The sequence below is a fragment of the Terriglobus albidus genome (assembly GCF_008000815.1).
Lineage (GTDB): Bacteria > Acidobacteriota > Terriglobia > Terriglobales > Acidobacteriaceae > Terriglobus > Terriglobus albidus_A.
In genome coordinates, this window is the sequence record NZ_CP042806.1 from 5854875 (window position 1) to 5878601 (window position 23727).

The window sequence follows — 23727 nt, forward strand, 5'->3', positions numbered from 1 at the left end:
TTTGACCCGATTATCCCCTCATATAGAGTTTTTCCGCAGCCTGTAAAGCCGTGCCCTTAAGCAAAACAGGAACGGCCTTGAATCGCCACCTTGAAACGCCAACCTAAAACATCAACCGCCGATACACCAGGATCCGCGCTAATTCGCTAACCCGATTCTCTGGTCCTCTGCCTCGCGTAGCTTTTCTGCGGATGCTTCACGAAGCTCCGCTGCTTTCGCTTTCGCGGTGCGTGCCTGGTCGATCTGGCCGATCGAATAGTAGAACTCAGACAATGCGTTATAGGGAGCATCCGATTCGGGGTACTTCGCGATGGCGCTCTTGATCAGTTCCTCGCCTCTCTGAGGAGCGCCGCAGGAGAACTCCCATCTTGCTTCCAGCTCCATCACATCATCAGCCGACCGTCCGGCGGAGCTGCGTGACGAATGACCTGCCAACTGCTTCGACCGGCCTTTCCAGCGATCGCAAAGAACCTTAGCCTCAGCCGGGCGGGCGAGATGTGTAAGCGATCGCGCAAGCCCAAGATCAATCAGATACGCGGAGAATTCGGAAGCAGCCTGATTCTGCCGGACGATCGACGTAGCCAACTGATACGTTACCGCCGCATCCTGAAACTTCCCGGCTGCCTCTTCCAGCAAGGCGTGGTCAATGGCTTCGGTATAACGAAACAGAACCTGTCGCGGGTAAACAGCCAGTAGGCGCGTCAACGCGGTATTCCAACGTTCCGTGGCCTCAACGGCCTGATCAAGGTGACGCGCATGTTCCAGCGTGAATACTTCTGAGTTCAGCAGCGACTCACGCGTAGCCAGAGGCAGTTGGAGCTTCAGCATCTCTTCGTATGCGGCAACGTGGGCCATCTCACCGTCAGACCAAGAGCGAAGAGAGGCCAGGCCTACTCGGGCTTCTAAAAAGTCCGGATCGCTGTTTACCAGGCTCTCCAGATACCATTCAGCGCAAAGGTCTTCCCGATCCAGACATTGCCGTGCAACGCCATAGCGTGCAGCCAGGGATGATGGGTTCTTATCCAGAATGTACTTGTAGCAGTGCGAAGCGGCATTGTCGTCGCTGCCTATCCTGAGTTCGGCCACGCGATACATGACTGACAGCGCCGTTCTCGGTGTGCAGGTCTGCCCGGAATAGGTCTCCCACGCTGCAAGAGACTTCTGCTGCGGATCCTCTTTGAGCCTGAGCACGAAGACGCGCCCGGTCTGCTTCGGATCGAAGGTTGCCTGCTTGATCTGAGGAGTCAATCTGCTGAGATAGAGGCTGAAGCCTCCGATCGGTTGTACTTCGCTCACCCTGCCATCGGCCTCAAGTGTGACCAGGAAGGTCACACCCTTGTTGCCGGGTCCGAGGTGGTTCACAAAGACAAGGTCGTCTGGAAGAGGATTCGTTGGAGTCCAATCGATCACGCGGGGAAGAGGCTCGGCTCCTCGTGCTCCGTTTTGAGTGCTGGGACTTATTGCGTACCCTGCCGTACCAAAGATCCAAAGGATCATCACGACCGCGATTCCGATGCCGTGCAATCCAGATCTACGCGTGTTCTTTTGCAAACCGAACGCCCTCCCTACTTGTTCAGTTTGGCTTGGGCTCGGTTACAACTTGAAAGACTTCGTAGGACATTCTTCCGTTCTTGACCCACTATGGGAAAGTTAGAGTTTCTTAATCTTCCGATAGAGCATTTCTCCTGTAGGTGTAGAGCAGGGCTTGTGCATCTATGGGCGTTTTCCTCAATGAAAACGCCTCGGCACACTCCTCACGGGACACCCAGCAACAGGAGAAATGCTCTAGCATGAAACGATGCAGGAACCTCAAAGCAGAGCGGCGAAGACCGCCCCCTCCCCCATCGATAACCTCGGCATCTGGACCTCGGGTCTGTGCGTCATCCACTGCCTTTTGACACCGGTGCTTCTCTCGGCCTCTGCGGTCTTCGCTCACGTTCTTCCCTCTGATGAGTGGGTGCACCGTTCGCTAGCCGTCTTTATCGCCTTTCTCGGCGCGATTGCCCTGGTGCGGGGCTTCCGCCTTCATCGCAAGCGGCGCGTCATTGGCCTGATGACCGGGGGCCTGGGATGCGTCTTCTTTGCGGCATTTCAGGGTGACAGACTTCCGGGCCACGTTGCCGAAGTGGGTGTCACGATCCTTGGCAGCGTATTGATGATCTCCGCCCACAGGTTGAATCACACCTTCTGTAATGATTGTGAGTGTGTTGATGCGTGTGAGGAGTAGCCCCCAGATCACGCGAGGGTCAGGCACGCATTAACGAGCCGCCGGAAAAGAGGAGCGCTGAAGGCGCGCTCCATACCAGCCTGGGGCAACGCCCCAGGTTTAGGTGGCAAGAGTGGTTAAAGGGCTGAAGGCCCGCTCTATAGTCGCGCCTTCAATCCCATACGTATCGTTCATCGAATGTAGTTCGCACTTCGCGTGAAGGCGGGAAATAACAACGATCGAGATTGTGACATTGCGGGAATATAGGTCGGGCCTTCAGCCCTCTTACCGTTTGCTATCCGTAAACCTGGGGCGTTGCCCCAGGCTGGTATAGGGCGCGCCTTCAGCGCTTGAAACAACACCTCGGCTCCCACCCAGACCACAGACGGAATAAATTTGTTGCTGCTATCCCAACAAACTTTTCACCAGGTCGCGAGGATTTAGCCCTGGAATGGCTTGTCCGGTAAGGGCCGTACTGAAGCTGCGGAAAAACGAAGCCGACATCAGGATCGATGCGATCACCTCAGCGTTCCGGTCTTCTGGAATCCGACCGAGTTTCTGTTCTTCCTCGATATAACGTGCGATTCGCGAGATACCTCCACGCGGCCCTTTGGCGCGGCTGTCGAGCATCTTACGGAAACTCTCCAGAAGGAGAGGCTCGGCAAACAGAGACGACAGCATGGGGCCGATCCGTTCGTGGAAACGTTGTAAGCCTTGCAGTGCCGTCAGCAGGTTCCGTTCCGGTGTCTGCTTCCCAATGTTTTCTTCCAGGGCATGCAGCGGTATCAGCATCTGCGGCAGGCTCTGCTCCAGTACGGCGAGCAGAAGCTCGACTCGCCCGGAGAAATGCACGTAGATTGCGCCCTCCGAGCATGGCACCGCTTCGGCAATCGCCCGCGTCGTCACCCCGCTGAGGCCACGCTCGCGGAGCAGTCGATCGGCGGCCTCCACGATCTCGGCCTTGCGGTTTCTCTTTGGTTCTCGTTCCGTCTTACGCTGCATGCACCATCTATCGCGGGAGAAAAGAAACATTTCCCCTTGCTCTGGAGTATAGTACAACTCTCATAGTGAGCGCTCACTCACTATGTAGGGAGCCAATCATGAACAGCACGCTTTTCAGCAAAGTGCTTCTCACCTTTCTGCTGGTCTTCGGCAGCGCCATGTCCTTTGCCTTGGACTGGAGCAAAAACCACCTTCTTAATCCGCTGTGGCATCCACACGCAAAATTCCACGGTGCGGTTCTGCTCTTCTTCTTCGCTGGGGTCGCCGTTACCGGGGTATGGCTACTCTGGCGCGAGTCCGCCGAACCAAAGGTTGCTATTACGGCGGCAGCCGCACTCTCCGCCTCCTACTGGACGCCCTTTTTCTTTATTCCCTATCTATTGCCTGGCTCGTCCTATTGGGCGGGAATCCCGGGGCATGAGCCGCACTTCCATGGAATGGTCTTCTATCCCAACCTTCTGGTGATCGGTGTCTTTCTCGCATTGACCGTTATTGCGTGGAGGATTGGAGTTGGTCGATTGGAAGGCTCAATGGGTGGGTAAGTAGAGACAGGCACGCAAAGCATGTCCCGGGAAGGGCGATGGAAAGGCTATGCAGACCAGACCACCGAAGAAAAGCGCTGAAGGCGCGCCCTATACCAGCCTGGGGCAACGCCCCAGGTTTATGGATAGCAAACGGTAAGAGGGCTGAAGGCCCGACCTATAATCACGCATTTAATCCCATACGTATCGTTCATCAAACGCGATTCCATATCTTGTGAGAAAGGCGCGGAATTCATCCTGGAACGATATCTTGCGGTGATGCTCCGCCTGGGAATCGATATACGTCAACAATGCATCGCGGTCATCTGGCCCAACGGAGAAAACGGCGTATCCGCGTTGCCATGCAAATTTCTTAATTGACTGCTCCTTGAGCCATTTGGATGAAGATGTCTTCAATAACTCAATCAACTCAGATACGCTTGTTGTCCTGGACAGACGAATGGCCAGATGAACATGATCCGCGACGCCACCGATCCGATAACACTCACATCCGGCATTGCGGACGGCAGCAGCCATATAGGCATACAACGGTTCACGAACATTTTCATTCAGGAATGGGTATCGTTCTTTCGTGCTGAACACCACATGAACCAACAGCAGCGATAGAGATTGTGGCATTGCCGGATTATAGAGCGGGCCTTCAGCCCTTTAACATCTTGTGGGCACTGAAACCTGGGGCGTTGCCCCAGGCTGGTATCGGGCGCGCCTTCAGCGCTTTTCGCGATGCCCGGAACGCCTCCCGCACACCAGGATCAGCAGCCTTCAGATCCAATCTCACGAACCACAGCAGCGTCCCTGCAACTGGACAGGCGGACACTTCACGGAGCCGAAAGAACAGAAGACACAGCAATCTCCTGCTTTCGGGCGGAGCACCGTGTGGCACTGGACACACTCATGGAAGAACTGGCAGGAGTCCGTAGGCATTGTCTCCACCGTTGTGTGCCCACACTGCGGACACGTGAGCCGTGATTCGAGAATGGCGTTCGCCGGTGTCACTTTTGCGGTCCTCCGCGATGCAGCTTGAATGGTAATGTTCCACGTTGCGCGGGTGCGGGCCGGGATCCCAACATCGGGGCGAGAATGAATGCGAAGACTGCTCTGGACCACATCGTTTTCATATCACCGGCTCGTCACCTCGACCCGCGCCACTGCTCTAGACACTGTCGCATCCATCTTTGTTCCCGCAAGGTGTCGAATCAACTCCGCCTCGGGTGTCATATGTATAAGGGATTAAGAGCATTATTCCTGTTGCTGGGTATCCCGGAAGAGGAGTGCAGCGGCGTTTTCATTGCGGAAAACGCCCATAGATGCGGAAGCTCTACACGACACCTGCAGGAAAAATGCTCGAGCCTTTCACTGAGGAGAGACAGCGATGCAATTCGCACTGATGATCTACGAAACGCCGGAGCAGTTTTCCAAACGCAGGAACGGCCCAGATGATCCGTACATCGCCGCCTGGAGATCGTACTTCACCGCCATGGTCGAGGCCGGCATCCACGTCGGCGGCGATCCTCTTGAAGTTCCGGAGACTGCAACCACCGTGCGTCTGCAGGACGGTCATCGCCGGTTACAGGACGGCCCCTTCGCCGATACGAAAGAACAGCTCGCCGGCTTCATCATCCTGGAGCTTCCCTCCATCGATACTGCATTGGACTGGGCTGCGCGGTGCCCCGCAGCAGAAGGAGGAGCCGTAGAGGCGCGGCCGCTCTCGCCTGAGTCCAAACAGCGGATCACTGCATGAGTTCAGGCGGCCGCAACGAGATCGATCGCACCATCGAACGCGTGGCGCGCGAGTCGTATGGCCGGCTGATCGCCTATCTCTCTGCGCATACACGCGACCTGGCCAGCGCGGAAGATGCGTTGAGCGAGGCTCTGGTTGCTGCGCTGAACACATGGCAGCGCGATGGTGTGCCGCACAGTCCCGAGGCCTGGCTGCTCACTGCCGCACGGCGTTCGCTGTTCAACGTCATCCGCCATCAGAAGGTCATCGCGGCTAACGAATCTACCATTCTCGCTTTAGAGGAAAGCCGCTTCGATCCAGCCGCGTCGACTCCGTTTCCTGACGAGCGGCTGAAGCTGCTCTTCGTCTGTGCGCACCCCGCTATCGATCCAGCGATGCACACGCCGCTGATGCTGCAGACGGTGCTTGGTCTTGATGCCGCACGCATCGCACCGGCCTTTCTGGTCTCGCCATCCACCATGAGCCAGCGGCTGGTGCGCGCAAAGACCAAGATCAACTATGGCGGCATCCCCTTCCGGGTACCCGAGGAGCGCGAGCTGCCGGAGCGTTTGAATGCCGTGCTGGAAGGCATCTACGCAGCCTATGGAATCGGCTGGGACGACATGATGGGCATCGACCATCGCGGCAAAGATCTTGCGGAAGAGGCGTTGTGGCTTGCGCGCGTGCTGCTTGCGCTGATGCCCGAAGAACCGGAGGCCCGCGGCCTGCTCGCGCTGATGCTCCACTGCGAAGCCCGCCGCCGGGCACGCAGAGATTCCGCCGGCCGCTATGTTCCGCTCTCCGAACAGGATCCTCGGCTGTGGTCGCAAGCTCATCTTGAAGAGGCAGAACAACACCTGGCTATCGCGGCTAAGGTGCTACGCCCGGGCCGGTTTCAGCTTGAGGCGGCCATCCAATCCGTCCACGCGGAACGCGCGCACAGCGGGCGCACCGAGTGGCCCGCCATCGTCTTCTTCTACGAACAACTCATGCGCATCGCGCCCACGCTCGGCACCAGGACCAGCCATGCCGCAGCTGTTGCCGAAGCGTCCGGCCCTGCGGCAGCGTTGCAGTTGCTCGACGCCATCGATCTCAAGAGCGTCTCGGCCTATCAACCCTACTGGGCGGTGCGGGCGCATCTGCTGCAGCGGCTCGGGAAGGCCGAAGAAGCCCATCACGCCTTCGAACGCGCCATCGGTCTCTCGGAAGATCCGGCTGTGCGGAACTTCCTCCTCGAAAAACTCCGCTGATTTTTCCTTCGCCTGTCGAAAACTCTCTCCTCCGCGTGTCACCTCTCTAGAAAGCCCACGGAGAACACCTATGTGCCCCTTCTGCTTTTCCACCCTGGGAATGATCGTCGTCAGCACCGCCGCCGGTGGCGGGGTTGCGGCGCTCATCGCAAAAGCATCCCGCAGGCAGAACCCGCAACCACCCGGGCCCGGCGCGGACCAGAGGAGATAGCACCATGCCGTTGCCTACCATTGAGAATCCGAATGTCGTCTCGCGCGAAGCCTGGATCGAGGCTCGCAGAAACCTTCTCGTCAAAGAGAAGGCCCTCACCCGCCAGCGCGACGCCCTTAGCGAAGAGCGGCGTGGACTGCCCTGGGTCAAGATCGAAAAGGAGTATGTCTTCGACGGCCCCAAAGGCAAGGTCACGCTAAGCCAGCTTTTCGACGGCCGCAGCCAGCTCTTCATCAAGCACTTCATGATGGGCCCGGGCGCGACCACGCAATGCGTCGGCTGCTCCCTCGAGGTCGATCACGTCGCCGGCATCCTGGAACACCTGCGCAACCACGACATCACCTACGCCGCCGTTGCGCGTGCGCCGATCGAGGAGATTGAGGCGGTGCGCGAGCGCATGGACTGGCACTTTCCCTGGGTCTCGTCCTTCGGCTCCGATTTCAATTACGACTTCAACGTCTCCTTCACGCCCGAACAGGTAGCCTCAGGCGAGGCTCTGTACAACTTCCAGGCGGCGCCCGGCTGGGCTGCCGGGATCGAAGATCTCTCCGGCGACAGTGTCTTCTTCAAAGACGACAAGGGGGATATCTATCTGACCTATGCCACCTTCGGCCGCGGTGGCGAAGAGTTCCTCGGCGCCTACCGGATCATCGAGGTCACTCCCAAGGGACGCGAAGAGAACGGCCCCTTCCGCAGCCTTACGGACTGGGTGCGGCCACACAATATGTACGGCAAAGGCGGTACGGTCGAAGCCAACGGGCGCTACCATCAGCCGGCCTGCGGCTGTGCAGTCCATCAGCAATAAAATGTGGCGCCGCGCTCCATTGGTTAGTGGGGCGCGGCATCGCGACAGGGAGAACGTGCATGAAGAACTTGTTTGAGGCCGCCACCATTGCGGAGGTGAAGCAGCGCATGGCGGAGCTGACGCCGGAGAGCAGGCCGCAATGGGGCAGGATGAATGCCGCTCAAGCGCTGGCGCACTGCGGAATCGCCCTGAGTATGGCTGCCGGTGAGCTGACCCCACCGCGATCTCTCCTGGGCCGCGTCTTCGGCCGGGCCGCGATCAACTCCTTATTTCAGGGAAAACCGATGGGCCGTAATGCTGCCGGTCACCCCACCGCGCAGGTGACAGACGAGCGCGATCTGGAAACCGAGCGCCAGAACCTCCTCCATCGGCTCGATAGCTTCCAGGCAGACGGTCCCGCCGGCTGCACCCGCCATCCTCACTTTTTCTTTGGCAAGCTTACGCCGGAGGAATGGGCCGCTTTTCAGTACATTCATCTCGATCACCACCTGCGGCAGTTCGGCGTGTGACCCTTTCCGCGCTGGGTGTATCGACAAATTCGATTTGTGTTTAGGAAATTTAGGGTATTCCCAACCCACCCTGGCGTTGCGAGCGTTCACCCCAACGAACATAGTTCGTTGGGGTGAACGAGGGTGCGCCCAGGTTCATCTATCTATAAATAGACAAATACTTTAATATGGTTATTTATAAATAGACGTATATCAAAAATTTGTCTATCTTTGAATAGTCATAATTCTGAATTTTGTTGATCTATGGATAGTCAAGGAGAGTCATCATGAAGGAGAACTTTCGGCGGCTTCGTGCTCAGCAGATCGACAGAATGGTGCAGCCTCTTCGGTCGGTGTCGTTGCCTCGCCCCCCAAGAGGGTGGATCCGCGCTCTTCGGGAGGCAATGGGAGTGTCCTCCAGCGAGTTGGCGCGTCGCCTCAAAGCGAACCGCTCTCTGGCTTCGCAACAGGAGAAAGCGGAGGTTGGCGATCGAATCACGCTTCGAAGTCTGCGCGCATGTGCGAATGCGCTCGACTGCGATCTTGTCTATGCCTTCGTTCCCCGTGGCGCCACGATCGAGGAGACGTTAGCGGCACGTGCGCACGCCGCGGCCTCTCTCACCGTTCGTCGCGTAGAACACTCCATGGCGCTGGAAGACCAGGCAAGCGGCAATGTGGAGCTAGCGATCGAAGCTCAGACGCGGCGTGTGAAACACAGTGGACCGAGCCGATGACGCTGTTCACGACTGGAGAAGGAAACACACCTCTCTCGCCCGACGAACAGGCCGACCTCATTCCCAATCTCGCAACCAAAGAGGAGTTGAACCAATGGGAGCGAGAGAACATCGTCGTAGCATACTCATGGGCGCTCGATCGGAAGACGCTCGCAAAACAGGATGCGTTGTCGGAGCCTTATCTTCGTGAACTCCATCGCCGCATGTTCAATGAGACATGGAGATGGGCCGGCATGTATCGCACGACCGAAAAGAACATCGGCATTCCTCATCACCAGATTCGAGAGCAGCTGGCGGTTCTTATCGGAAACACGCGTTATTGGATCGAACACAAGACATTCCCACCCGATCGGATAGCAATACGCTTCCATCATCGGCTCGTCTTCATCCATCCCTTCGCCAATGGGAATGGAAGACACGCGCGGCTGATGGCTGATGTTTTGGCCAAACTATCAGGCCGCCCCGACTTTACCTGGGGTGGCGCTGACATCGTAGCCCAAGGGAATATCCGGCGAGGCTATATCGATGCTTTGCGAGCTGCTGACAAGAACGACATCGAACCGCTGCTGGCGTTCGCACGGTCATAGCGATAGCGAAGCCGCGGCAGGTCTAGACTTTTAAGAGGAGTTGTATCGAGATGTACCGATCTGTGAAATCGAGCCGGCCGCGGTGGGGATCGAGCTGGCTGCGGTGGTTTGGCATTTTTGTGGCGTTCACGGCCACGGCGAAGACACAGACTGCATCGCCGCAAGCTCCGGCGGCCACGACATCAGAACATCGCACGCCCAAGTCCTCCCGCGAAGCTCTGCAGGAGCGCGGTGTCGGCGTCGATCCTGACTCCTTGATGAAGGCGCTCTCGCACTCCGATCCAGAGGTGCGGCGTCTGGCCGCCATGCGGCTGGGGACGGACAACGTACGCAGTGCGACACCGGCGCTGAAATCGGCACTGCAGAAAGAGACCGACTCGGGCGTCACCCTCAGCATGATGGGCTCCCTGTTTCGGCTGGCGCCGCGGTCGGGAGAGTCCTATGTCGCCGGGCTCTGCCAGGACCCTGCGCTGGGTATCCAGGTCAATCTCGCCGTCGCCAACGCACTCACCACACTGGATGTAGCTCAGGCCGCCCGTGCATGCGCTCCAACCTTAGAAGCGTGGGTAACGAAGAATTCCCCTAACCCGGACGATGCCGCCAACGCGCTCACCGCACTGGCCTCGCTGCAATCGAAGCTCGACGAAGAGACCGTGGTGCGCCTGCGCAAGCTGTCCATCGGCTTCCTGGCCGGGCAGGAGTTCGGCCGGCGTATTGCCGCGATCGAGTGGCTCAGCCGCGACCGCTCCGCCGAGGCGCAGAAGGCCCTGGAGCAGGCCATGGATACGGAAAAAGACCCGGCCCTGCGCGATCTGATGAAACATATCGTGAATTCCCGGCCGGCGAAGTAGAGCCCAATCCGGCTTCCCGTACCACGGCACGTAAAATAAAAGAAAAACGTCCAGCACTCTTGCTAGGACCTTGAGGTTTGAATGTCGGTCATCCTGGAACACCTACCTACCGGCCAGAAGGTCGGAATCGCCTTCTCCGGCGGCCTGGACACCTCCGCCGCCCTGCACTGGATGAAACAGAAGGGTGCGATTCCGTACGCCTATACGGCCAATCTCGGCCAGCCCGATGAGGCCGACTACGACGCCATTCCGCGCAAGGCACTGGAGTACGGCGCGGAGAAGGCTGTTCTGATCGACTGCCGCGCGCAGCTTGTCCGCGAGGGCATCGCCGCCCTGCAGGCCGGCGCCTTCCACATCACTACCGCCGGCGTGACCTACTTCAACACCACCCCCATCGGCCGTGCCGTAACCGGCACCATGCTGGTGACCGCGATGAAGGAAGACGGCGTCAACATCTGGGGCGACGGCTCGACCTTCAAGGGCAATGACATCGAGCGCTTCTATCGCTACGGCCTGCTGGTCAACCCCGACCTGAAGGTCTATAAGCCGTGGCTCGACTCCACCTTTATCGACGAGCTGGGCGGACGCGCCGAGATGTCGGAGTTCATGCAGCGCTCGGGCTTCGCCTACAAGATGTCGGCGGAGAAGGCCTACTCGACCGACTCCAACATTCTGGGCGCAACCCACGAGGCCAAGGACCTGGAGCTGCTGAGCTCGTCCTTCCGCATCGTGCAGCCGATCATGGGCGTCGCCTTCTGGCGCGACGATGTTCCGGTCAAAGCCGAAGAGATCACCATCCGCTTTGAAGAGGGTTTCCCGGTCGCGCTGAATGGTACTGAGTACACCGATCCGGTCGAGCTGATGCTCGAGGCTAATCGCATCGGCGGCCGTCATGGCCTGGGCATGAGCGACCAGATCGAGAACCGCATCATCGAGGCCAAGAGCCGCGGCATCTACGAGGCTCCGGGCATGGCGCTGATCTTCGCCGCCTACGAGCGTCTGATCACCGGCATCCACAACGAAGACACCATCGAGCAGTACCGCGACAACGGCCGCAAGCTGGGCCGCCTGCTCTACCAGGGCCGCTGGTTCGACTCGCAGGCCATCATGCTGCGCGAAGCTGCAACCCGCTGGGTTGCCAAGCCGATCACCGGCGAGGTTACGCTGGAGCTGCGCCGCGGCAATGACTACTCGATCCTGAACACCGACTCGCCCAACCTGACCTTCAAGCCCGAGCGCCTGACCATGGAGAAGGGCGAGAGCACCTTCTCACCCCGCGACCGTATCGGCCAGCTCACCATGCGCAACCTCGACATCATCGACACGCGCGAGAAGCTGCTGACCTACGCCAAGTCGGGCCTGATCAAGCTGAGCCAGGGCACCGAGATGCCGCAGCTCAATTCGGGTGAGAAAGAGTAGTTGGTTTTTCTAATGGGTGGGAGCCGTGGGCTTCAGCCCACGGTTTAGCAGCAACATAAGGATTGGGCTTTAGCCCTGGGCTTTTCTTCTGCCCGACAGAAGAGGCCCAGGGCTAAAGCCCAATTTATTTAAGAGCTTCTATCAGCGGGCTGAAGCCCGCTGCTCCCACCCATTCGTGCCCGTAGGAAGACTTTCCCCTATCAACTCGCCTGCAGCCGCCACTCCGTCGGGGTACATCCGACACGCTCGCGGAAGGCGCGGGTGAAGTTCACCGGCGAGTTGAAGCCGCAACGAACTGCGATCTCTCCAACAGACGCCGCAGAATGCCTCAGCAACGCCTTCGCCTCATCCATCCTCCGGTCCAACAGATACTGATGCGGAGTCTGCCCGGTGCTGCTACGGAAGGCGCGCGCGAAGTGGAAGGGGCTGATCTCCAGCTCCTCGGCGATCTCGTCCAGGCGCAGGTCCGTGGTGAGGTGTTCGTTCATGAACTCCATCGCCCGGCGCAGCTGGGGCCGTGGCAGCCCGCCCTTGATCACCGGGGACTTATAAGCTCCGCCCGCATACTTCCGAAGCAGATGATGCTGCAGGTCAAGCGACAGCAGGTTGGCATACAGGCTTCCCAGTGGCCAGCCGTCGTGTACCTGTCTGCCCATCTCCATCAACAGATTGCGCAGGCCGCTGTCGGTCGCCGACCATTGCGGGGAGAAGTTCACCTCCGGCGAGCCTGTCGTCTCCTCCGCCAATCTGGCGATCTCGTTCGACTTCAGCGAGAGCAGCAGGCGATCCGAGGGCCCAGTCCAGCGCAGCCGGTCGCGGGTGCCCGCCGGCAGCACGATCATCGATCCCGGCGCAGTGGTCTCGACCCGGTTCTTCCCTTCTGTCCACCACTCGAAGTCCGAATCGCCGCTGAGCTGCAGGTGGAGACACAGATCTCCGTGCTCATGTTCGGGGATCTCCATGGGCTTGACGGAGTGGCGCTCCAGCACCACACCCGACCATGGCTGCTCCGCCGCCTGGACCGGCTCCGGCAACAGAGGGACAAGGTCCCGGTTGCGGATCACCAGAATGCGGTCGGCCGAGCTCATGTTTTAAGAGTACGCTCCTCATTCCAGCAAGATTTGCATACTCCGGGACCCGGGCAGCGACATCCTAAGTACGGATCGAAAGTTGGATCGGGGAGGCTACCATGGGCAAGTTTACGGAGTGGGTCAGCGAATCATTCATCTGGGGCGTAGGCGTCACCCGCCCGAAGCCAGGCAGCGAGCGCTTTGCCGCACGTTACATCACCGGACTTCTGCTGGGAGCCATTGCGCTTCTCGCAGCCGTTTTCCTGGCTGTTGTCACGCACATCTAAAGCCGGCTGACTGCCTTCGCAAGCCGGTCAGTGGCTACAGAAGTTGAGCGACATTTATTGGCAGATCTGGCATCGAATGAGCGAGATCTTTAAGGAGTCGCTCAGTTATGCCAGGTCGTCCTACGTGGTCGGGATCGCTTCAGATTTCGCTCGTTTCCATCGCAGTTAAGATCTTTCCGGCGACCAATCCTGCACGCCAGGTCGAGTTCCATCAGATCGACCGGTAGCTTCGCGACTCCAAATCGGCGCTGACTGGGGCGAAAGATGTAGCGGTGGATGCGGATGAGCTGTCTCTGGCAAAGCAGCTCATCAACGGAAGCACCTCAAAGTTCGATCTCAGCGCTTATAAAGATGACTACGATGCCGCCGTCAAGAAACTGGTGGAGGCAAAGCGCAAAGGCAAACCTCTTCCTGAAGAAGAGCCGCAGCCGGCGAAACCCAAAGTCGTCAACATCATGGATGCGCTGCGCAACAGCCTTGCGGAGACGAAGAAGCCAAAGCGGACGAAGGCGAAAAAGAGCAGCAGGCGAAAGAAGGCAGCTTAAGGGCGTATCGATAAGTTCGTTCTGTTCAAGCGCTGCCCCTAGGAGCCCCCGATCGGCCTGCCCTTCGTCCAACCGGAAAAAGTGTCAATCCGATAGAGCATTTTTCCTGTAGGTGTCGTGCAGAGCTTGTGCATCTATGGGCGTTTTCCGCGATGAAAACGCCGCTGCAAGCTCCTCCCGGGATACCCAGCAACAGGAAAAATACTCTAGAATTTCAATATTGCTTACCAAGCTTACATTTGCCAATCTTGCGCACCGTCCTGTTCGAACGCTGCTTAGCATCCTGGCCATCGCGGTTGAAGTAACCATGATCCTCACCCTCGTTGGAGTGAGCAATGGCACTTTGCATGAATCAGCTCGCCGTGCGCGTGGAAGTGGAGCAGACATTCTGGTACGCGCACCCGGCGCCTCGTCGGCACTGACGCTGAGTTCCTCCCCGATGAGCGACAAGTTCGTCAACATTCTTCGGCAGGAACCGCATATTGTGTTGGCGACTGGAACGATGGTGCAGCCGCTCGAACTCTTCGATACGATCACCGGCATCGATCTGTATCAGTTCACCCGTATGAGCGGAGGCTTCCGCTTCACGCAGGGTGGGCCTCCGGTTAACGACATGGACATGATCGTGGACGAACCCTATGCCCGTGAAAAGCATCTGCACGTTGGCAGCACCGTCACGCTGCTGACACAGAAGTGGACTATCTCCGGAATCTACGAGCCCGGGAAGCTGGCTCGTATCTGCGTCAAATTACCCGTGCTGCAGCGCGTTACGGGAAATCCTGGCCGCTTGAGCCAGGTGTATCTCAAGGTCGACGATTCCGGTAAGGCACAGAGCATTGTCGATGCCCTGCGGAAGACCTACCCGGAATATCCGATCTACACCATGGAGTACTACACCTCGCTGCTTCAGGTAAGCAGTGTAGGGCTCCTGCGCAATTTCACCTATGTCGTGATTGGCGTTGCCATGATCGTCGGATTCATTGTCGTCTTCATGGCCATGTATACGGCCGTTCTTGAACGAACAAGGGAGATCGGCATTCTTAAGGCAGTCGGCAGTTCCTCAGGCATGATCCTCAACATGCTCTTACGCGAGACTTTGCTGCTGGCAGTCATAGGGACCATCGTCGGCATTCTACTGACGTATGTCACTCAATGGCTGATCGTTCACTTTGCTCCAGGTGGAATGACGCAGGAGACAGTGTACGCATGGTGGCCCATTACCGGGGCAATCGCCATTGTTGGATCTCTGGCCGGCGCAATTGTTCCGGGCCTGAAAGCGGTCCGTCAGGACGCGACGGAGGCTCTCTCTTATGAGTAAAATGCCCTTCATTCAGGTTCGCAAGCTGACCAAGACATACCGGGTAGGCGATGTGGATGTGCATGCCCTACGCGGGATGGATCTCGACGTTGCCAAAGGCGAGTTCATCGCGGTCGTTGGGTCGTCTGGATCAGGCAAGTCCACTCTCTTCAATATCCTGGGAGGGCTAACTCCTCCTTCGACCGGAAGCATCCATATTGGAGGCAAGGATTTGTCTCACATGACGAATGCCGAACGGACGAACATGCGTAAGAACACGGTGGGTTTTGTATTTCAGAAGTACAACTTGCTGCCAACTCTTTCAGCAGAAGACAACATCAAGATTGTGAAATACATCGGCGGAAATGGGACAGATCTTGATTCCCCCTTCCAGGACGTTCTTCATCTACTTGGAATCGCGGAGAGGCTCAAACACAAGCCCCGGGCGCTGTCGGGTGGGCAGCAGCAGCGAGTTGCGATTGCCCGCGCCATCGTGAACCGACCCGCCATTTTGCTCGCAGATGAGCCGACGGGAAACCTCGACAGCCAGAACTCGATAGCAGTGCTCAAGCTACTCAAGGACCTGAACGAGCGTCTCGGTCAGACTATCTTGATGATCACGCATGATGAAGAGGCAGCCTCATATGCGCACCGCAGGGTTCACATGAAGGACGGGCAATTGGTCCGGACTGCCTAGAGCCCAGCAACCCACATTTCCAGTTCACCGGGAGATTATTTTCTGTAACTCCTGGGACGCCATAGCGTCCTACTGCCGGGAGAACAGCGATGAGCCAGGCCCTGCCGTTGTGGCATCGTGCACAAGAGACGTTGAAACCGTACGCCACCATTCCCCTGCGGCTGATCGTGGGATATGGTTTTCTTGCCCATGGAATCGCCAAATGGAGCAAGGGACCGGAGACATTCGCGGCCATTCTCACGATGGCGCATGTCCCTGCGCCTCACCTGATGGCCTGGCTCACCATATTCATCGAAGTCTTCGGTGGAATCGCGGTACTGTGCGGCGCTTTCGTGAACCTGGTGGCTCTTCCGGCGATTGGCCTGTTAGTCGTCGCGATTCTGACCGTTCATCTGCCGTATGGCTTCACCTCCATCAAACTGATAAAGATCGTCGATGGCCGCGCTCAGTTCGGCCCTCCGGGGTACGAGTGCAATCTGATCTATATCGCTTGTATCGTGGCTCTTGTGATGGCTGGTTCCGGTCCGTGGTCGATCGATGCCTGGCGCCTTCGCAGGAGGGCGGACCAGTCCGTCTAGTATGGTGCCTCAGAAGTTCTTGTCATAAGTGTTGTCATCCTGAGCGAAGTGAAGGACCTGCTTTTTCAACGCTTCGGACGGTGCTCTTCATGATGTGATACGAGTGCTCGGGATACTGAAGCCGAGCCCATGTCCCCGAGGGACACCACCCCAACGAACAAGTTCGTTGGGGACCCCGGACATTGATGGGATAAGGAAGAAGGCTTCAGCGAAGATCGAGATAGGTAAGGGTTAGAGGACTGACCTATCGGGAAGATCAGGAGAAGCCTTCTTATGCAGATTGTAGGTTGTGATTTCCATCCGCAGTGGCAGCAGGTTTCATTTTTAGATCAGGAGACTGGCGAGTACCGGGAAGCGAAGCTGGTCAACGGGGACGGGGAGGCGGAGCGGTTCTACCGGTCGTTGTCTCCAGGAGCGCTTGTAGGGATCGAGTCGTGCGGCAACGCGCAGTGGTTTATTGATCTGCTAGGCAGTCTGGGTCACACGGTGTGGGTCGGAGATGCGGCGAAGATCCGAGCCAGCTATGTACGGAAGCAGAAGACGGACCGCCGGGATGCGGACCATATCCTGAAGCTGCTGGTGGAGGACCGGTTTCCGCGGTTGTGGACGCCTTCAGCCAAGCAGCGGGATCTTCGTCAGCTGCTGATCCACCGACACAAGCTGGTGGAGATCCGGACCCGGGTGAAGAACGGGCTGCAGCACCTGGCGATGAACCGTGGCGTACAGAAGCAGTCGCGGCTGTGGAGCGTTCGGGGGAGGGCTGAGTTGGAAAAGCTTCCTCTGGAGGGCTGGAGTGCCCGGCGACGGGAGGATCTGCTGGAGCTGATGAAGGGTCTGGATCAGCAGATCAAGGAGCTGGATGAGGCAGTCGTGCAGGCGGCCAGGGAGGATGCGAAGGCGGAGCTGTTGATGAGCCAGCCGGGAGTCGGTCCGATCACGGCGATGGCCTTCGTACTGACGATCGGCGATGTGAGCCGGTTCGAGTACAGCGGGAAGGTCGCCAGCTATCTGGGCCTGATCCCCAGCGAATACACCTCGGGCGGCAAGCGCAAACTGGGAGCCATCAGCAAGCAGGGCAACCGGTTCATGCGCCAGTTGCTGGTCGAAGCAGCTCAGACGGCCTGCCGGCTGGATGAAGGATTTCGAAAGCAGTATCAGGCTCGCTGCCACCACAAGCCGAAAGCAGTGGCCAAGGTGGCGGCAGCAAGGAGGTTAGCAGTGCGGCTCTACTGGATGCTCAGGCTGAACAAACGCTATCCAGAGATCGCCCATATCGAGAGCAGCTCGGGGGTGCCCCTGGCCATCCATGGTCGTGACGTTGAGTGAGCGCTTTCGCATCCAGCACAGGCTGGATGTCCGCATAGAAGCATCATGGCCTGTTGTATATGGTCGAATCGATGGTTGGTGGGGCTAGGCCCCACAGAGATGTGATGCAGCGTTGAGTTACCCCAGAAGACACCGGTCCTCTAACCCCTTGCCTCTGGACTCTCAAACGGTGCTCCCGCATCGAATAATGACGTACGCTCTTTTTACCCCTTGACACAGTCTTCTTCCTTATCGAGGGGCACCCTGTACATGGGCTATCTCAAATATGTCGATGCGCTCTAACTGCTCTCTTTCAAACGCGGAAAGGACGTAATGCGGAGCTTGGCTGCCGCATACGGAACCAGTGCAATCGTCTCTTCCTTCTCCGCACTCTCGACCGGGCTCTCCGGCACAACTGCGGCTGTCCCTTCATTCGCCATCCACGAAGGCAACAGCTTTGCCTTAACCTGCAATTGCGTTGGAGTTCCTTCGGCTGCGAATGGCCGGTCTCCCAATGCACGTTCCGTGACCGTAATCTTCTGCGATGAGCCTGCAGGATCGACCGCAAGCGCATAGTTCCAGCGCGAGCTGGGATAGACCTGCCAGTCCGCAGTCATTCCACGGTCGCGCAGCTTCAGCCAGTCCTGCCCGATGTTGTAGGAGAAGACCAGCGGGCCGCGCTCTACCGAGACCGAGTTGTTGAAGCCCGTGATCACGCGAGGCTGCATGGGGAAGCTGATGGTGATGACGTCTCCCTGCTTCCATTCTCGATCCACACGCGCGAAGGTGCCGGCGCTCGGTGCGTTTTCCTTGCGGCCATTCACCGCGATCTCCGCACCATCTGCCCAGCCGGGAATCCGCAACAGGAATGGAAACTTCACTGGCTTCGATGGATTGACGGCCATGCGGATACTGCCGCGAAAGGGGTACTCCGTCTCCTGGGCGATGTGGACGTTAGTTCCCTGCAGCTTGAGCTGCGCTTCGCACGGACTGTACGCAGCAGCCACAACTGCGCCTTGCGCTGAGGTCATGAATAGATTGGCTGCGAACTTCGGCCATCCCTGGCTGAAGTTCGCGGTGCAGCAACCGAAGTGAGGTTCTAATCCATATAAATTCGATTCCGGACCATTGGTCGACCATGGCTCCTTGTGCAGGCTGCATTCGACCTGGTTGGGCTGCTGATCATACTGATGTGCCCACATGTCGTCCGTCATGGTTCCGGGTAATGCATTGAAGGCCAGCTTCTCGAGCCGGTCTGCAAGCGAGGCATCGCCCAAGACAGCCAGCGACTGTTCCAGCGAGTACATGTACTCCACCACGGTGCAGAGCTCCGATCCCTGCGATGGGCTCCGACCTGCGAGATGTTCGTCGCAGGAAAACATACCGTTAGGCAGGCCATGGTAGCGATCGAGTTCCGCGATCATCTTCAATACAGCCTGCCGGTCAGAGTCCGCACCGGAGACGCGCGACCAGATGGCTCCTGTCTTCACGGCCTGCCCGTTGTTCACGCCGTGCGTCGCGAGCTTGATGTCTTTGAAGCCCGGCATCTTCTCCATCTGATCGAGATGGGCAGACGACATCTTCTCTTTGTATTGAAAGTTCTCGTACTGCGCCATCCAGTCGTATCCCTGTGCGCGCAGAAGCTTTGCAAGATCGAGCAACGCCGGATCAGGCGCGCGATCGTAGAGCCACAGCACGGTCAGGACCTGGTCCTGCCAGCGAAATCTTCCCCATGATGTGAGCGGCCGATTCGGCAGCGCTGCGAGCTGGTACTTGAAGTAACGCTGCATCATGGGAACGACGCGTGGATCGGCAGTAGCCTCCTGATACTGAGCAAGCGCCTTCAGCATGACCATGCGTGGCCACCAGTCGTTATTCGAGGCCGGTCCGAACATGCCATCCGCAGTCTGACTCTTGAGTGTCCAATCCACGAACCGCTGCGCCTTCGCCTTGAGGCGTTCATCACCGAGCAGATACGCCAGCGGGATTAGGCCATCCAGAAAATACGGTCCGCGCTCCCATGATTCTCCGGTGCCGCCGAGCCAGCCGCTCTTGGGGCCAACGTCAGGCCAGGTCTCATCCAGATGCCCGCTAAGCCCGTTCGCCTGAATCTCCAGTTGGCGTCTGAGCCATCCCTTCGGCTGAACGCTTCCCAGCGGAAGCAACTGGAATTCGCCGGTGCGTACGGACTTCGCTGGATCGCCTAGCCAGTCAAATGACGAATCAAAAACTGGTGATGCCGACGCGAGTCCCGCATACTTCATGAACTGACGGCGGCTTAGGTTTGGACGGAAACGAGAGAACAAATCTGCCTCCACAACACAGCGCAAGAATGCTGCCGCAACAGTCTAGTCGCAGCGCCGTGGAGCGAGCCACTGCGCGTTGGACGATGTCGACAAACTCTAAGCCATACTTCGGAAGTGGATTTGCCCTCAGCGGCTAAAGCCGCCGTATTTTGTGGCTTGTTATCGCACGGCTGAAGCCGTGCGCTTAACCACCCCAGCCAGCAGAGCTGGCCGGGGACCCCGGAGCAAGGCATTCGCACCTTGGGTGCGAAATGGTTGCGCGAGGGCGCAACGATCCGGGCGGACAAAAATATAGAAGAGACACCAAGCAAACAAGCTGTCTTCCGTTCGCGCATCGCGCGAATGTTTTGCTTAAGGGCACGGCTTCAGCTGTTAAGTCTCCAGACATCCTTTACAGTCGATTTGCTCGCAATTCCCTATAAAGAGCGGTCGTAGTGGCTAGGGAAAGTGGGAAAAGGCCTTTCTTTTTCCAAGGTTGCGCAGCAACCGCCTTTTCCTGGCCTCTGTTGACCTCACAGGACTTCCGGCACAAAAGTGTAAAGGATGTCATGGAACTGAACAGCTTCAGCCGTGCCGTAAAAGATGCGGCAAGTAAGCGGCTTCAGCCGCTGAGGGCGATCTGTCGGGAACCGATTTTTCCCATACTCTTCATCACAGCCAACAATACAAAACGCCTCCTTTCGGAGGCGTTTTGGTCAACTGCTTGTTCTAGATCGATTGATTCAACACCCGGTTCAACCGCTGCACAAAGGTAGCCGGATCTTTCAGCGGCACACCTTCCAACAACAGTGCCTGGTCGAAGAGCAGCCAGGCGGCGTCTTCTACCTTGCCGTTGCTGGTATCGGACAGCAGCTTGCGGATGATCTCGTGATCGGGATTGATCTCGAGCGTTGGCTGCAGCTCCGGCAGGTTTGTCTGTCCCATCGCCTGCATCATCTGGCGCATGCGGGCTGAGGGCTCGTCCTCGTCGGAGACGATGACCGAGGGACTGTCGGCGAGCCGTGAGGAAGCACGTACCTCTTTCACCGCATCGCCGAGCGTGGCCTTGATCTTCTCCAACAGCGGCTTCAGCTCTTCGGCCTTCTCCGGTGCGGCCTCGTCTTTGAGATCTCCCGAGGTAGACGACTTGTTGACGGCCTTGAGATCGATGTCGCCATACTTCGCGACCGTCGAGAAGACGATCTCGTCAACGTCGTCGTCAAGGATCAGAACCTCAATGCCCTTCTTCTTGTAGATCTCGAGCAGCGGTGAGTTGCGCAGCATCGACTCGGTGCCGCCGGTGATGTAGTAGAGGGCTTTCTGCTCCGGCTGCATACGATCCTTCGCCTCAGCAAACGAGGTGAGTCCTGCAACCTTCGACGACTTGAAGCGGATCAGCTCCAGCAGCGTCTCGCGATTGGCGAAGTCACCGTAGAGGCCTTCCTTGAGAGGACGGTTGTACTCGGCGATGAACTTCGCGTACTTTTCAGGATCGTTGGTCGCAATCGTCTTGAGCTCAGAGAGGATCTTCTTGACGCTGGCGGTCTTGATGCTGGTCAGCACCTTGTTCTGCTGCAGGATCTCGCGCGAGACATTCAGCGGCAGATCTTCGGAGTCGATGATGCCACGGACGAAGCGCAGATACTGCGGCAGCAGATCCCGGGAGTCGTCCATGATGAAGACGCGCTTGACGTACAGCTTGACGCCGCCCTTGTAGTCCGCCTGGTAAAGATCAAGCGGAGCCTTGGCCGGGATGTAGAACAATGTGGTGTACTCGAGCGTGCCCTCGGCGCGGGTGTGGAACCAGAAGAGCGGGTCCTCCCAGTCGCCGGCGATCGACTTGTAGAGCTCTTTGTAATCGTCATCCGTGAGCTCAGACTTCGACCGGCGCCACATGGCGCTGGCAGCGTTGACCTGCTCGGTAGTGCGGGTCTTGATCGACTCCTTCTTCTCTTCATCCCACTCACTCTTCTCATAGGTCAGGAAGATGGGGAAGGCGATGTGGTTGGAGTACTTCTTGACGATCTCCTGCAGGCGCCAGCCGTTGGCGTACTGCGCGCCCTCGTCGTTGAAGTGGATCAGGATCGTGGTTCCGGCAGCCTTGCGTGCGGCATCGCCGGTCACCTCTTCAATCTCGAAGCCGGTCTTGCCGTCGCTGATCCAGCGATAGGTCTTCTCTTCCCTGGCCTTGCGCGAGACGACCTCAACCTTGTCGGCGACCATGAAGACGGAGTAGAAGCCGACGCCGAACTGGCCGATAAGGTTGGAGTCCTTACGGTCATCGCCGGAGAGCTGCGACAGGAAGTTCTTCGTGCCGGAGCGGGCGATGGTGCCGAGGTGCGAGATCAGGTCTTCCTCGCTCATACCGATGCCGGTGTCGGAGAGAGACAGGGTCTTGCTGGCCTCGTCGAGGTCGAGGTCGATGCGCGGTGAGTCGATGCCGTTGCCGACGAGGGCCTTGTAGGTCTCGTCGGTCAAGCTGAGGTGACGCAGCTTGTCGAGCGCATCGGAGGAGTTGGAGATGAGCTCGCGGAGAAAGATCTCCGGGTGTGAGTAAAGCGAGTGAACGATCAGGTGCAGGAGCTGAGAGACTTCAGTCTGAAATTGCTGCTTTGACATATCGTTCTTAATTTTGCCAAAAAACGGGCCGGAATGAAGTTGGGTTTCCGTGGAACGCCACCGCCGCCCGCCTCATCTAACCGGCTATGTCCCTCCAAACCGTAACGCGCGCCGCCGAGTCCGACCTTGAGCCCATCGAGATCTACAAGGTTCTCGCTGACGTCAGCAATCTCCCCAGATGGGCGCCCGCCTTTGCCGATTCGATTGAGTCCACCGATAAAACTCACTTCCGTGTCACCAAAAACGGCGACAGTTTCGACATGGAGCTCTTCCTGCATCCGGCAGCTCTCGCCGTCGACTACATCCGGGAGATGGCTGACCACAGGCGGGGCGGCGCTTACATCCGTGTAACACCTCGCCCGCTGGGTGGCAGCGCCGTCATCATTACGGTTCCCATCGCCCCTACGACGAACGAGTCCGATGTCGCGAAGGTCCTGGAGCAGGAGTTGGCGGAGATTATCCGGCTTACCCGGCCGTAACTGCGGCATAATTCACGAGCACGTCATGTGGCGGGAGGTACTCTACCCGGGATGGCGCACGCGGGGCTGCTGTTTGAGTTGATGGTTCTATTTATCGGAGTACCGGCGGCATACCGGCTTTCGCCGGTACGTATTCCGGCCTTGCCGGTACTTTGGCTGGCGGCCGGGTATGCATGGTGGCAACTGGCTCGCGATCCTGGCTTCGATCGCAGGCAGCTATGGAACCCGGCTCCGCTGGGAAGTAACCTGGTCAGCATTCTGACGATCTTCCTTGTCGTAGCGGCACTGCAGTGGGCAGGCGTGCACTGGCTGGCGCCCAATCTGGAGTGGAGCTTCGCGCGCCGGCACACACGCTTCTGGGCGATGGTGATGCTGCTGTATCCGGTTCTCTCTGTCTATCCACAGGCGTTTCTCTATCGAGCTTTCTTCATGCATCGCTATGCCGGGCTATTTCCGGCGACACCTGCGGGCGGACTGATGCTGGTCTTTGCAAGCGCGGCTGTCTTCGGCGGGATGCATATTGTCTTCCGCAACAATCTGGCGGTCGCGCTGACGTTCCTCGGAGGCCTGCTGTTTGCCTGGCGATATCAGCACACGGGCTCTCTGTTTGTCTCCAGCATTGAACATGCCCTGTATGGCTGCTGGCTGTTCACCGTGGGTTTGGGACAGTACTTTTATCACGGGGTCTGGCCAAAGCCCGATTGAAGCGAATTGCTTCGGCGCTTGATCCTGCTCGTAGGGCATGAGGCC

General features: G+C 58.2%; 25 protein-coding genes. 18 read left to right on the forward strand and 7 right to left on the reverse strand.

Translation table 11 applies throughout. The features are described from left to right. Positions 1 to 138: 138 nt before the first annotated feature. Positions 139 to 1551, reverse strand: a complete 1413-nt coding sequence (locus tag FTW19_RS23430; RefSeq protein WP_147649982.1) for a hypothetical protein — start codon at positions 1549 to 1551, stop codon at positions 139 to 141. Positions 1552 to 1798: 247 nt separating this feature from the next. Here FTW19_RS23430 and FTW19_RS23435 point away from each other — a divergent pair, with 247 nt between their 5' ends. Further along, on the forward strand, positions 1799 to 2227 hold the full coding sequence (locus tag FTW19_RS23435; RefSeq protein ID WP_147649983.1) for a MerC domain-containing protein: 429 nt from the start codon (positions 1799 to 1801) through the stop codon (positions 2225 to 2227). 384 nt (positions 2228 to 2611) lie between these two features. Here FTW19_RS23435 and FTW19_RS23440 read toward each other — a convergent pair whose 3' ends face one another. Then, the gene (locus FTW19_RS23440; protein ID WP_187143145.1) at positions 2612 to 3208 is read right to left on the reverse strand and encodes a TetR/AcrR family transcriptional regulator; all 597 of its coding nucleotides are present in this window, start codon (positions 3206 to 3208) and stop codon (positions 2612 to 2614) included. Positions 3209 to 3306: 98 nt separating this feature from the next. On the opposite strand from FTW19_RS23440, the gene FTW19_RS23445 reads away from it, so the two are divergent. Further along, a complete protein-coding gene (locus tag FTW19_RS23445; protein ID WP_147649985.1) occupies positions 3307 to 3750 on the forward strand; it encodes a DUF6640 family protein in 444 nt (147 codons plus the stop codon). Positions 3751 to 3921: 171 nt separating this feature from the next. Here the strand turns inward: FTW19_RS23445 and tnpA are convergent, their stop codons facing one another. Beyond that, positions 3922 to 4368: an IS200/IS605 family transposase gene (tnpA, locus tag FTW19_RS23450; RefSeq protein ID WP_147649986.1), complete on the reverse strand. Its 447-nt coding sequence runs from the start codon at positions 4366 to 4368 to the stop codon at positions 3922 to 3924. 156 nt (positions 4369 to 4524) lie between these two features. Beyond that, positions 4525 to 4728 (reverse strand): GDCCVxC domain-containing (seleno)protein, encoded by a 204-nt coding sequence (locus FTW19_RS26335; protein WP_281292461.1) that lies wholly within the window; start codon positions 4726 to 4728, stop codon positions 4525 to 4527. Between the two features lie 394 nt (positions 4729 to 5122). Here FTW19_RS26335 and FTW19_RS23460 point away from each other — a divergent pair, with 394 nt between their 5' ends. From FTW19_RS23460 to argG, 8 genes are all read left to right on the forward strand, one after another. Beyond that, positions 5123 to 5491 (forward strand): YciI family protein, encoded by a 369-nt coding sequence (locus FTW19_RS23460; RefSeq protein WP_147649988.1) that lies wholly within the window; start codon positions 5123 to 5125, stop codon positions 5489 to 5491. Next, positions 5488 to 6720 carry an RNA polymerase sigma factor gene (locus FTW19_RS23465; protein WP_147649989.1) on the forward strand — a complete coding sequence of 411 codons (1233 nt, stop codon included), beginning with the start codon at positions 5488 to 5490 and terminating at the stop codon, positions 6718 to 6720. The genes FTW19_RS23460 and FTW19_RS23465 overlap by 4 nt, the downstream gene beginning before the upstream one ends. 215 nt (positions 6721 to 6935) lie before the next feature. Beyond that, positions 6936 to 7736: a DUF899 domain-containing protein gene (locus tag FTW19_RS23470; protein ID WP_147649990.1), complete on the forward strand. Its 801-nt coding sequence runs from the start codon at positions 6936 to 6938 to the stop codon at positions 7734 to 7736. A gap of 59 nt (positions 7737 to 7795) precedes the next feature. Further along, positions 7796 to 8245: a DUF1569 domain-containing protein gene (locus FTW19_RS23475; protein ID WP_147649991.1), complete on the forward strand. Its 450-nt coding sequence runs from the start codon at positions 7796 to 7798 to the stop codon at positions 8243 to 8245. A gap of 266 nt (positions 8246 to 8511) precedes the next feature. Further along, positions 8512 to 8958, forward strand: coding sequence for a transcriptional regulator (locus FTW19_RS23480; protein ID WP_147649992.1), 447 nt, complete (start codon positions 8512 to 8514; stop codon positions 8956 to 8958). After that, a complete protein-coding gene (locus FTW19_RS23485) occupies positions 8955 to 9545 on the forward strand; it encodes a mobile mystery protein B (RefSeq protein ID WP_147649993.1) in 591 nt (196 codons plus the stop codon). The genes FTW19_RS23480 and FTW19_RS23485 overlap by 4 nt, the downstream gene beginning before the upstream one ends. A 50-nt stretch (positions 9546 to 9595) precedes the next feature. Continuing rightward, positions 9596 to 10396: a HEAT repeat domain-containing protein gene (locus tag FTW19_RS23490; RefSeq protein ID WP_147649994.1), complete on the forward strand. Its 801-nt coding sequence runs from the start codon at positions 9596 to 9598 to the stop codon at positions 10394 to 10396. Between the two features lie 81 nt (positions 10397 to 10477). Then, positions 10478 to 11815, forward strand: coding sequence for an argininosuccinate synthase (argG, locus tag FTW19_RS23495; RefSeq protein ID WP_147649995.1), 1338 nt, complete (start codon positions 10478 to 10480; stop codon positions 11813 to 11815). 200 nt (positions 11816 to 12015) lie between these two features. Here argG and FTW19_RS23500 read toward each other — a convergent pair whose 3' ends face one another. After that, the gene (locus FTW19_RS23500; RefSeq protein WP_147649996.1) at positions 12016 to 12903 is read right to left on the reverse strand and encodes a helix-turn-helix domain-containing protein; all 888 of its coding nucleotides are present in this window, start codon (positions 12901 to 12903) and stop codon (positions 12016 to 12018) included. Positions 12904 to 13004: 101 nt separating this feature from the next. Here FTW19_RS23500 and FTW19_RS25955 point away from each other — a divergent pair, with 101 nt between their 5' ends. From FTW19_RS25955 to FTW19_RS23525, 6 genes are all read left to right on the forward strand, one after another. After that, the gene (locus FTW19_RS25955; RefSeq protein WP_187143146.1) at positions 13005 to 13172 is read left to right on the forward strand and encodes a hypothetical protein; all 168 of its coding nucleotides are present in this window, start codon (positions 13005 to 13007) and stop codon (positions 13170 to 13172) included. 272 nt (positions 13173 to 13444) lie between these two features. Further along, complete coding sequence (locus FTW19_RS23505; RefSeq protein WP_147649997.1) at positions 13445 to 13717, forward strand: hypothetical protein; 273 nt, start codon at positions 13445 to 13447, stop codon at positions 13715 to 13717. Between the two features lie 220 nt (positions 13718 to 13937). Then, entirely contained in the window at positions 13938 to 15035 is a 1098-nt protein-coding gene (locus tag FTW19_RS23510) for an ABC transporter permease (protein ID WP_246153464.1), read from the forward strand. 1 nt (position 15036) lies between these two features. After that, complete coding sequence (locus tag FTW19_RS23515) at positions 15037 to 15711, forward strand: ABC transporter ATP-binding protein (protein WP_432445179.1); 675 nt, start codon at positions 15037 to 15039, stop codon at positions 15709 to 15711. An 89-nt stretch (positions 15712 to 15800) separates the two neighbouring features. Continuing rightward, positions 15801 to 16289, forward strand: coding sequence for a DoxX family protein (locus FTW19_RS23520; RefSeq protein WP_147650000.1), 489 nt, complete (start codon positions 15801 to 15803; stop codon positions 16287 to 16289). A gap of 273 nt (positions 16290 to 16562) precedes the next feature. Next, on the forward strand, positions 16563 to 17615 hold the full coding sequence (locus FTW19_RS23525) for an IS110 family transposase (RefSeq protein ID WP_147645765.1): 1053 nt from the start codon (positions 16563 to 16565) through the stop codon (positions 17613 to 17615). A gap of 278 nt (positions 17616 to 17893) precedes the next feature. Here FTW19_RS23525 and FTW19_RS23530 read toward each other — a convergent pair whose 3' ends face one another. Next, the gene (locus FTW19_RS23530; protein ID WP_222705505.1) at positions 17894 to 19900 is read right to left on the reverse strand and encodes a beta-L-arabinofuranosidase domain-containing protein; all 2007 of its coding nucleotides are present in this window, start codon (positions 19898 to 19900) and stop codon (positions 17894 to 17896) included. A 708-nt stretch (positions 19901 to 20608) separates the two neighbouring features. Then, on the reverse strand, positions 20609 to 22498 hold the full coding sequence (htpG, locus tag FTW19_RS23535; protein WP_147650001.1) for a molecular chaperone HtpG: 1890 nt from the start codon (positions 22496 to 22498) through the stop codon (positions 20609 to 20611). An 86-nt stretch (positions 22499 to 22584) separates the two neighbouring features. On the opposite strand from htpG, the gene FTW19_RS23540 reads away from it, so the two are divergent. Both FTW19_RS23540 and FTW19_RS23545 read left to right on the forward strand, forming a co-directional pair. Then, a complete protein-coding gene (locus tag FTW19_RS23540; RefSeq protein WP_147650002.1) occupies positions 22585 to 22977 on the forward strand; it encodes an SRPBCC family protein in 393 nt (130 codons plus the stop codon). 51 nt (positions 22978 to 23028) lie between these two features. Next, the gene (locus tag FTW19_RS23545; protein WP_147650003.1) at positions 23029 to 23682 is read left to right on the forward strand and encodes a CPBP family intramembrane glutamic endopeptidase; all 654 of its coding nucleotides are present in this window, start codon (positions 23029 to 23031) and stop codon (positions 23680 to 23682) included. The last annotated feature ends 45 nt before the right edge of the window (positions 23683 to 23727 follow it).

Coding starts and splice junctions, on each gene's coding strand:
- FTW19_RS23435 (WP_147649983.1), top strand. CDS start 1,799: ATGCAGGAACCTCAAAGCAGAGCGGCGAAGACCGCCCCCTCCCCCATC.
- FTW19_RS23440 (WP_187143145.1), bottom strand. CDS start 3,208: ATGCAGCGTAAGACGGAACGAGAACCAAAGAGAAACCGCAAGGCCGAG.
- FTW19_RS23445 (WP_147649985.1), top strand. CDS start 3,307: ATGAACAGCACGCTTTTCAGCAAAGTGCTTCTCACCTTTCTGCTGGTC.
- tnpA (WP_147649986.1), bottom strand. CDS start 4,368: ATGCCACAATCTCTATCGCTGCTGTTGGTTCATGTGGTGTTCAGCACG.
- FTW19_RS23460 (WP_147649988.1), top strand. CDS start 5,123: ATGCAATTCGCACTGATGATCTACGAAACGCCGGAGCAGTTTTCCAAA.
- FTW19_RS23465 (WP_147649989.1), top strand. CDS start 5,488: ATGAGTTCAGGCGGCCGCAACGAGATCGATCGCACCATCGAACGCGTG.
- FTW19_RS23470 (WP_147649990.1), top strand. CDS start 6,936: ATGCCGTTGCCTACCATTGAGAATCCGAATGTCGTCTCGCGCGAAGCC.
- FTW19_RS23475 (WP_147649991.1), top strand. CDS start 7,796: ATGAAGAACTTGTTTGAGGCCGCCACCATTGCGGAGGTGAAGCAGCGC.
- FTW19_RS23480 (WP_147649992.1), top strand. CDS start 8,512: ATGAAGGAGAACTTTCGGCGGCTTCGTGCTCAGCAGATCGACAGAATG.
- FTW19_RS23485 (WP_147649993.1), top strand. CDS start 8,955: ATGACGCTGTTCACGACTGGAGAAGGAAACACACCTCTCTCGCCCGAC.
- FTW19_RS23490 (WP_147649994.1), top strand. CDS start 9,596: ATGTACCGATCTGTGAAATCGAGCCGGCCGCGGTGGGGATCGAGCTGG.
- argG (WP_147649995.1), top strand. CDS start 10,478: ATGTCGGTCATCCTGGAACACCTACCTACCGGCCAGAAGGTCGGAATC.
- FTW19_RS23500 (WP_147649996.1), bottom strand. CDS start 12,903: ATGAGCTCGGCCGACCGCATTCTGGTGATCCGCAACCGGGACCTTGTC.
- FTW19_RS25955 (WP_187143146.1), top strand. CDS start 13,005: ATGGGCAAGTTTACGGAGTGGGTCAGCGAATCATTCATCTGGGGCGTA.
- FTW19_RS23515 (WP_432445179.1), top strand. CDS start 15,037: ATGCCCTTCATTCAGGTTCGCAAGCTGACCAAGACATACCGGGTAGGC.
- FTW19_RS23520 (WP_147650000.1), top strand. CDS start 15,801: ATGAGCCAGGCCCTGCCGTTGTGGCATCGTGCACAAGAGACGTTGAAA.
- FTW19_RS23525 (WP_147645765.1), top strand. CDS start 16,563: ATGCAGATTGTAGGTTGTGATTTCCATCCGCAGTGGCAGCAGGTTTCA.
- htpG (WP_147650001.1), bottom strand. CDS start 22,498: ATGTCAAAGCAGCAATTTCAGACTGAAGTCTCTCAGCTCCTGCACCTG.
- FTW19_RS23540 (WP_147650002.1), top strand. CDS start 22,585: ATGTCCCTCCAAACCGTAACGCGCGCCGCCGAGTCCGACCTTGAGCCC.
- FTW19_RS23545 (WP_147650003.1), top strand. CDS start 23,029: ATGGCGCACGCGGGGCTGCTGTTTGAGTTGATGGTTCTATTTATCGGA.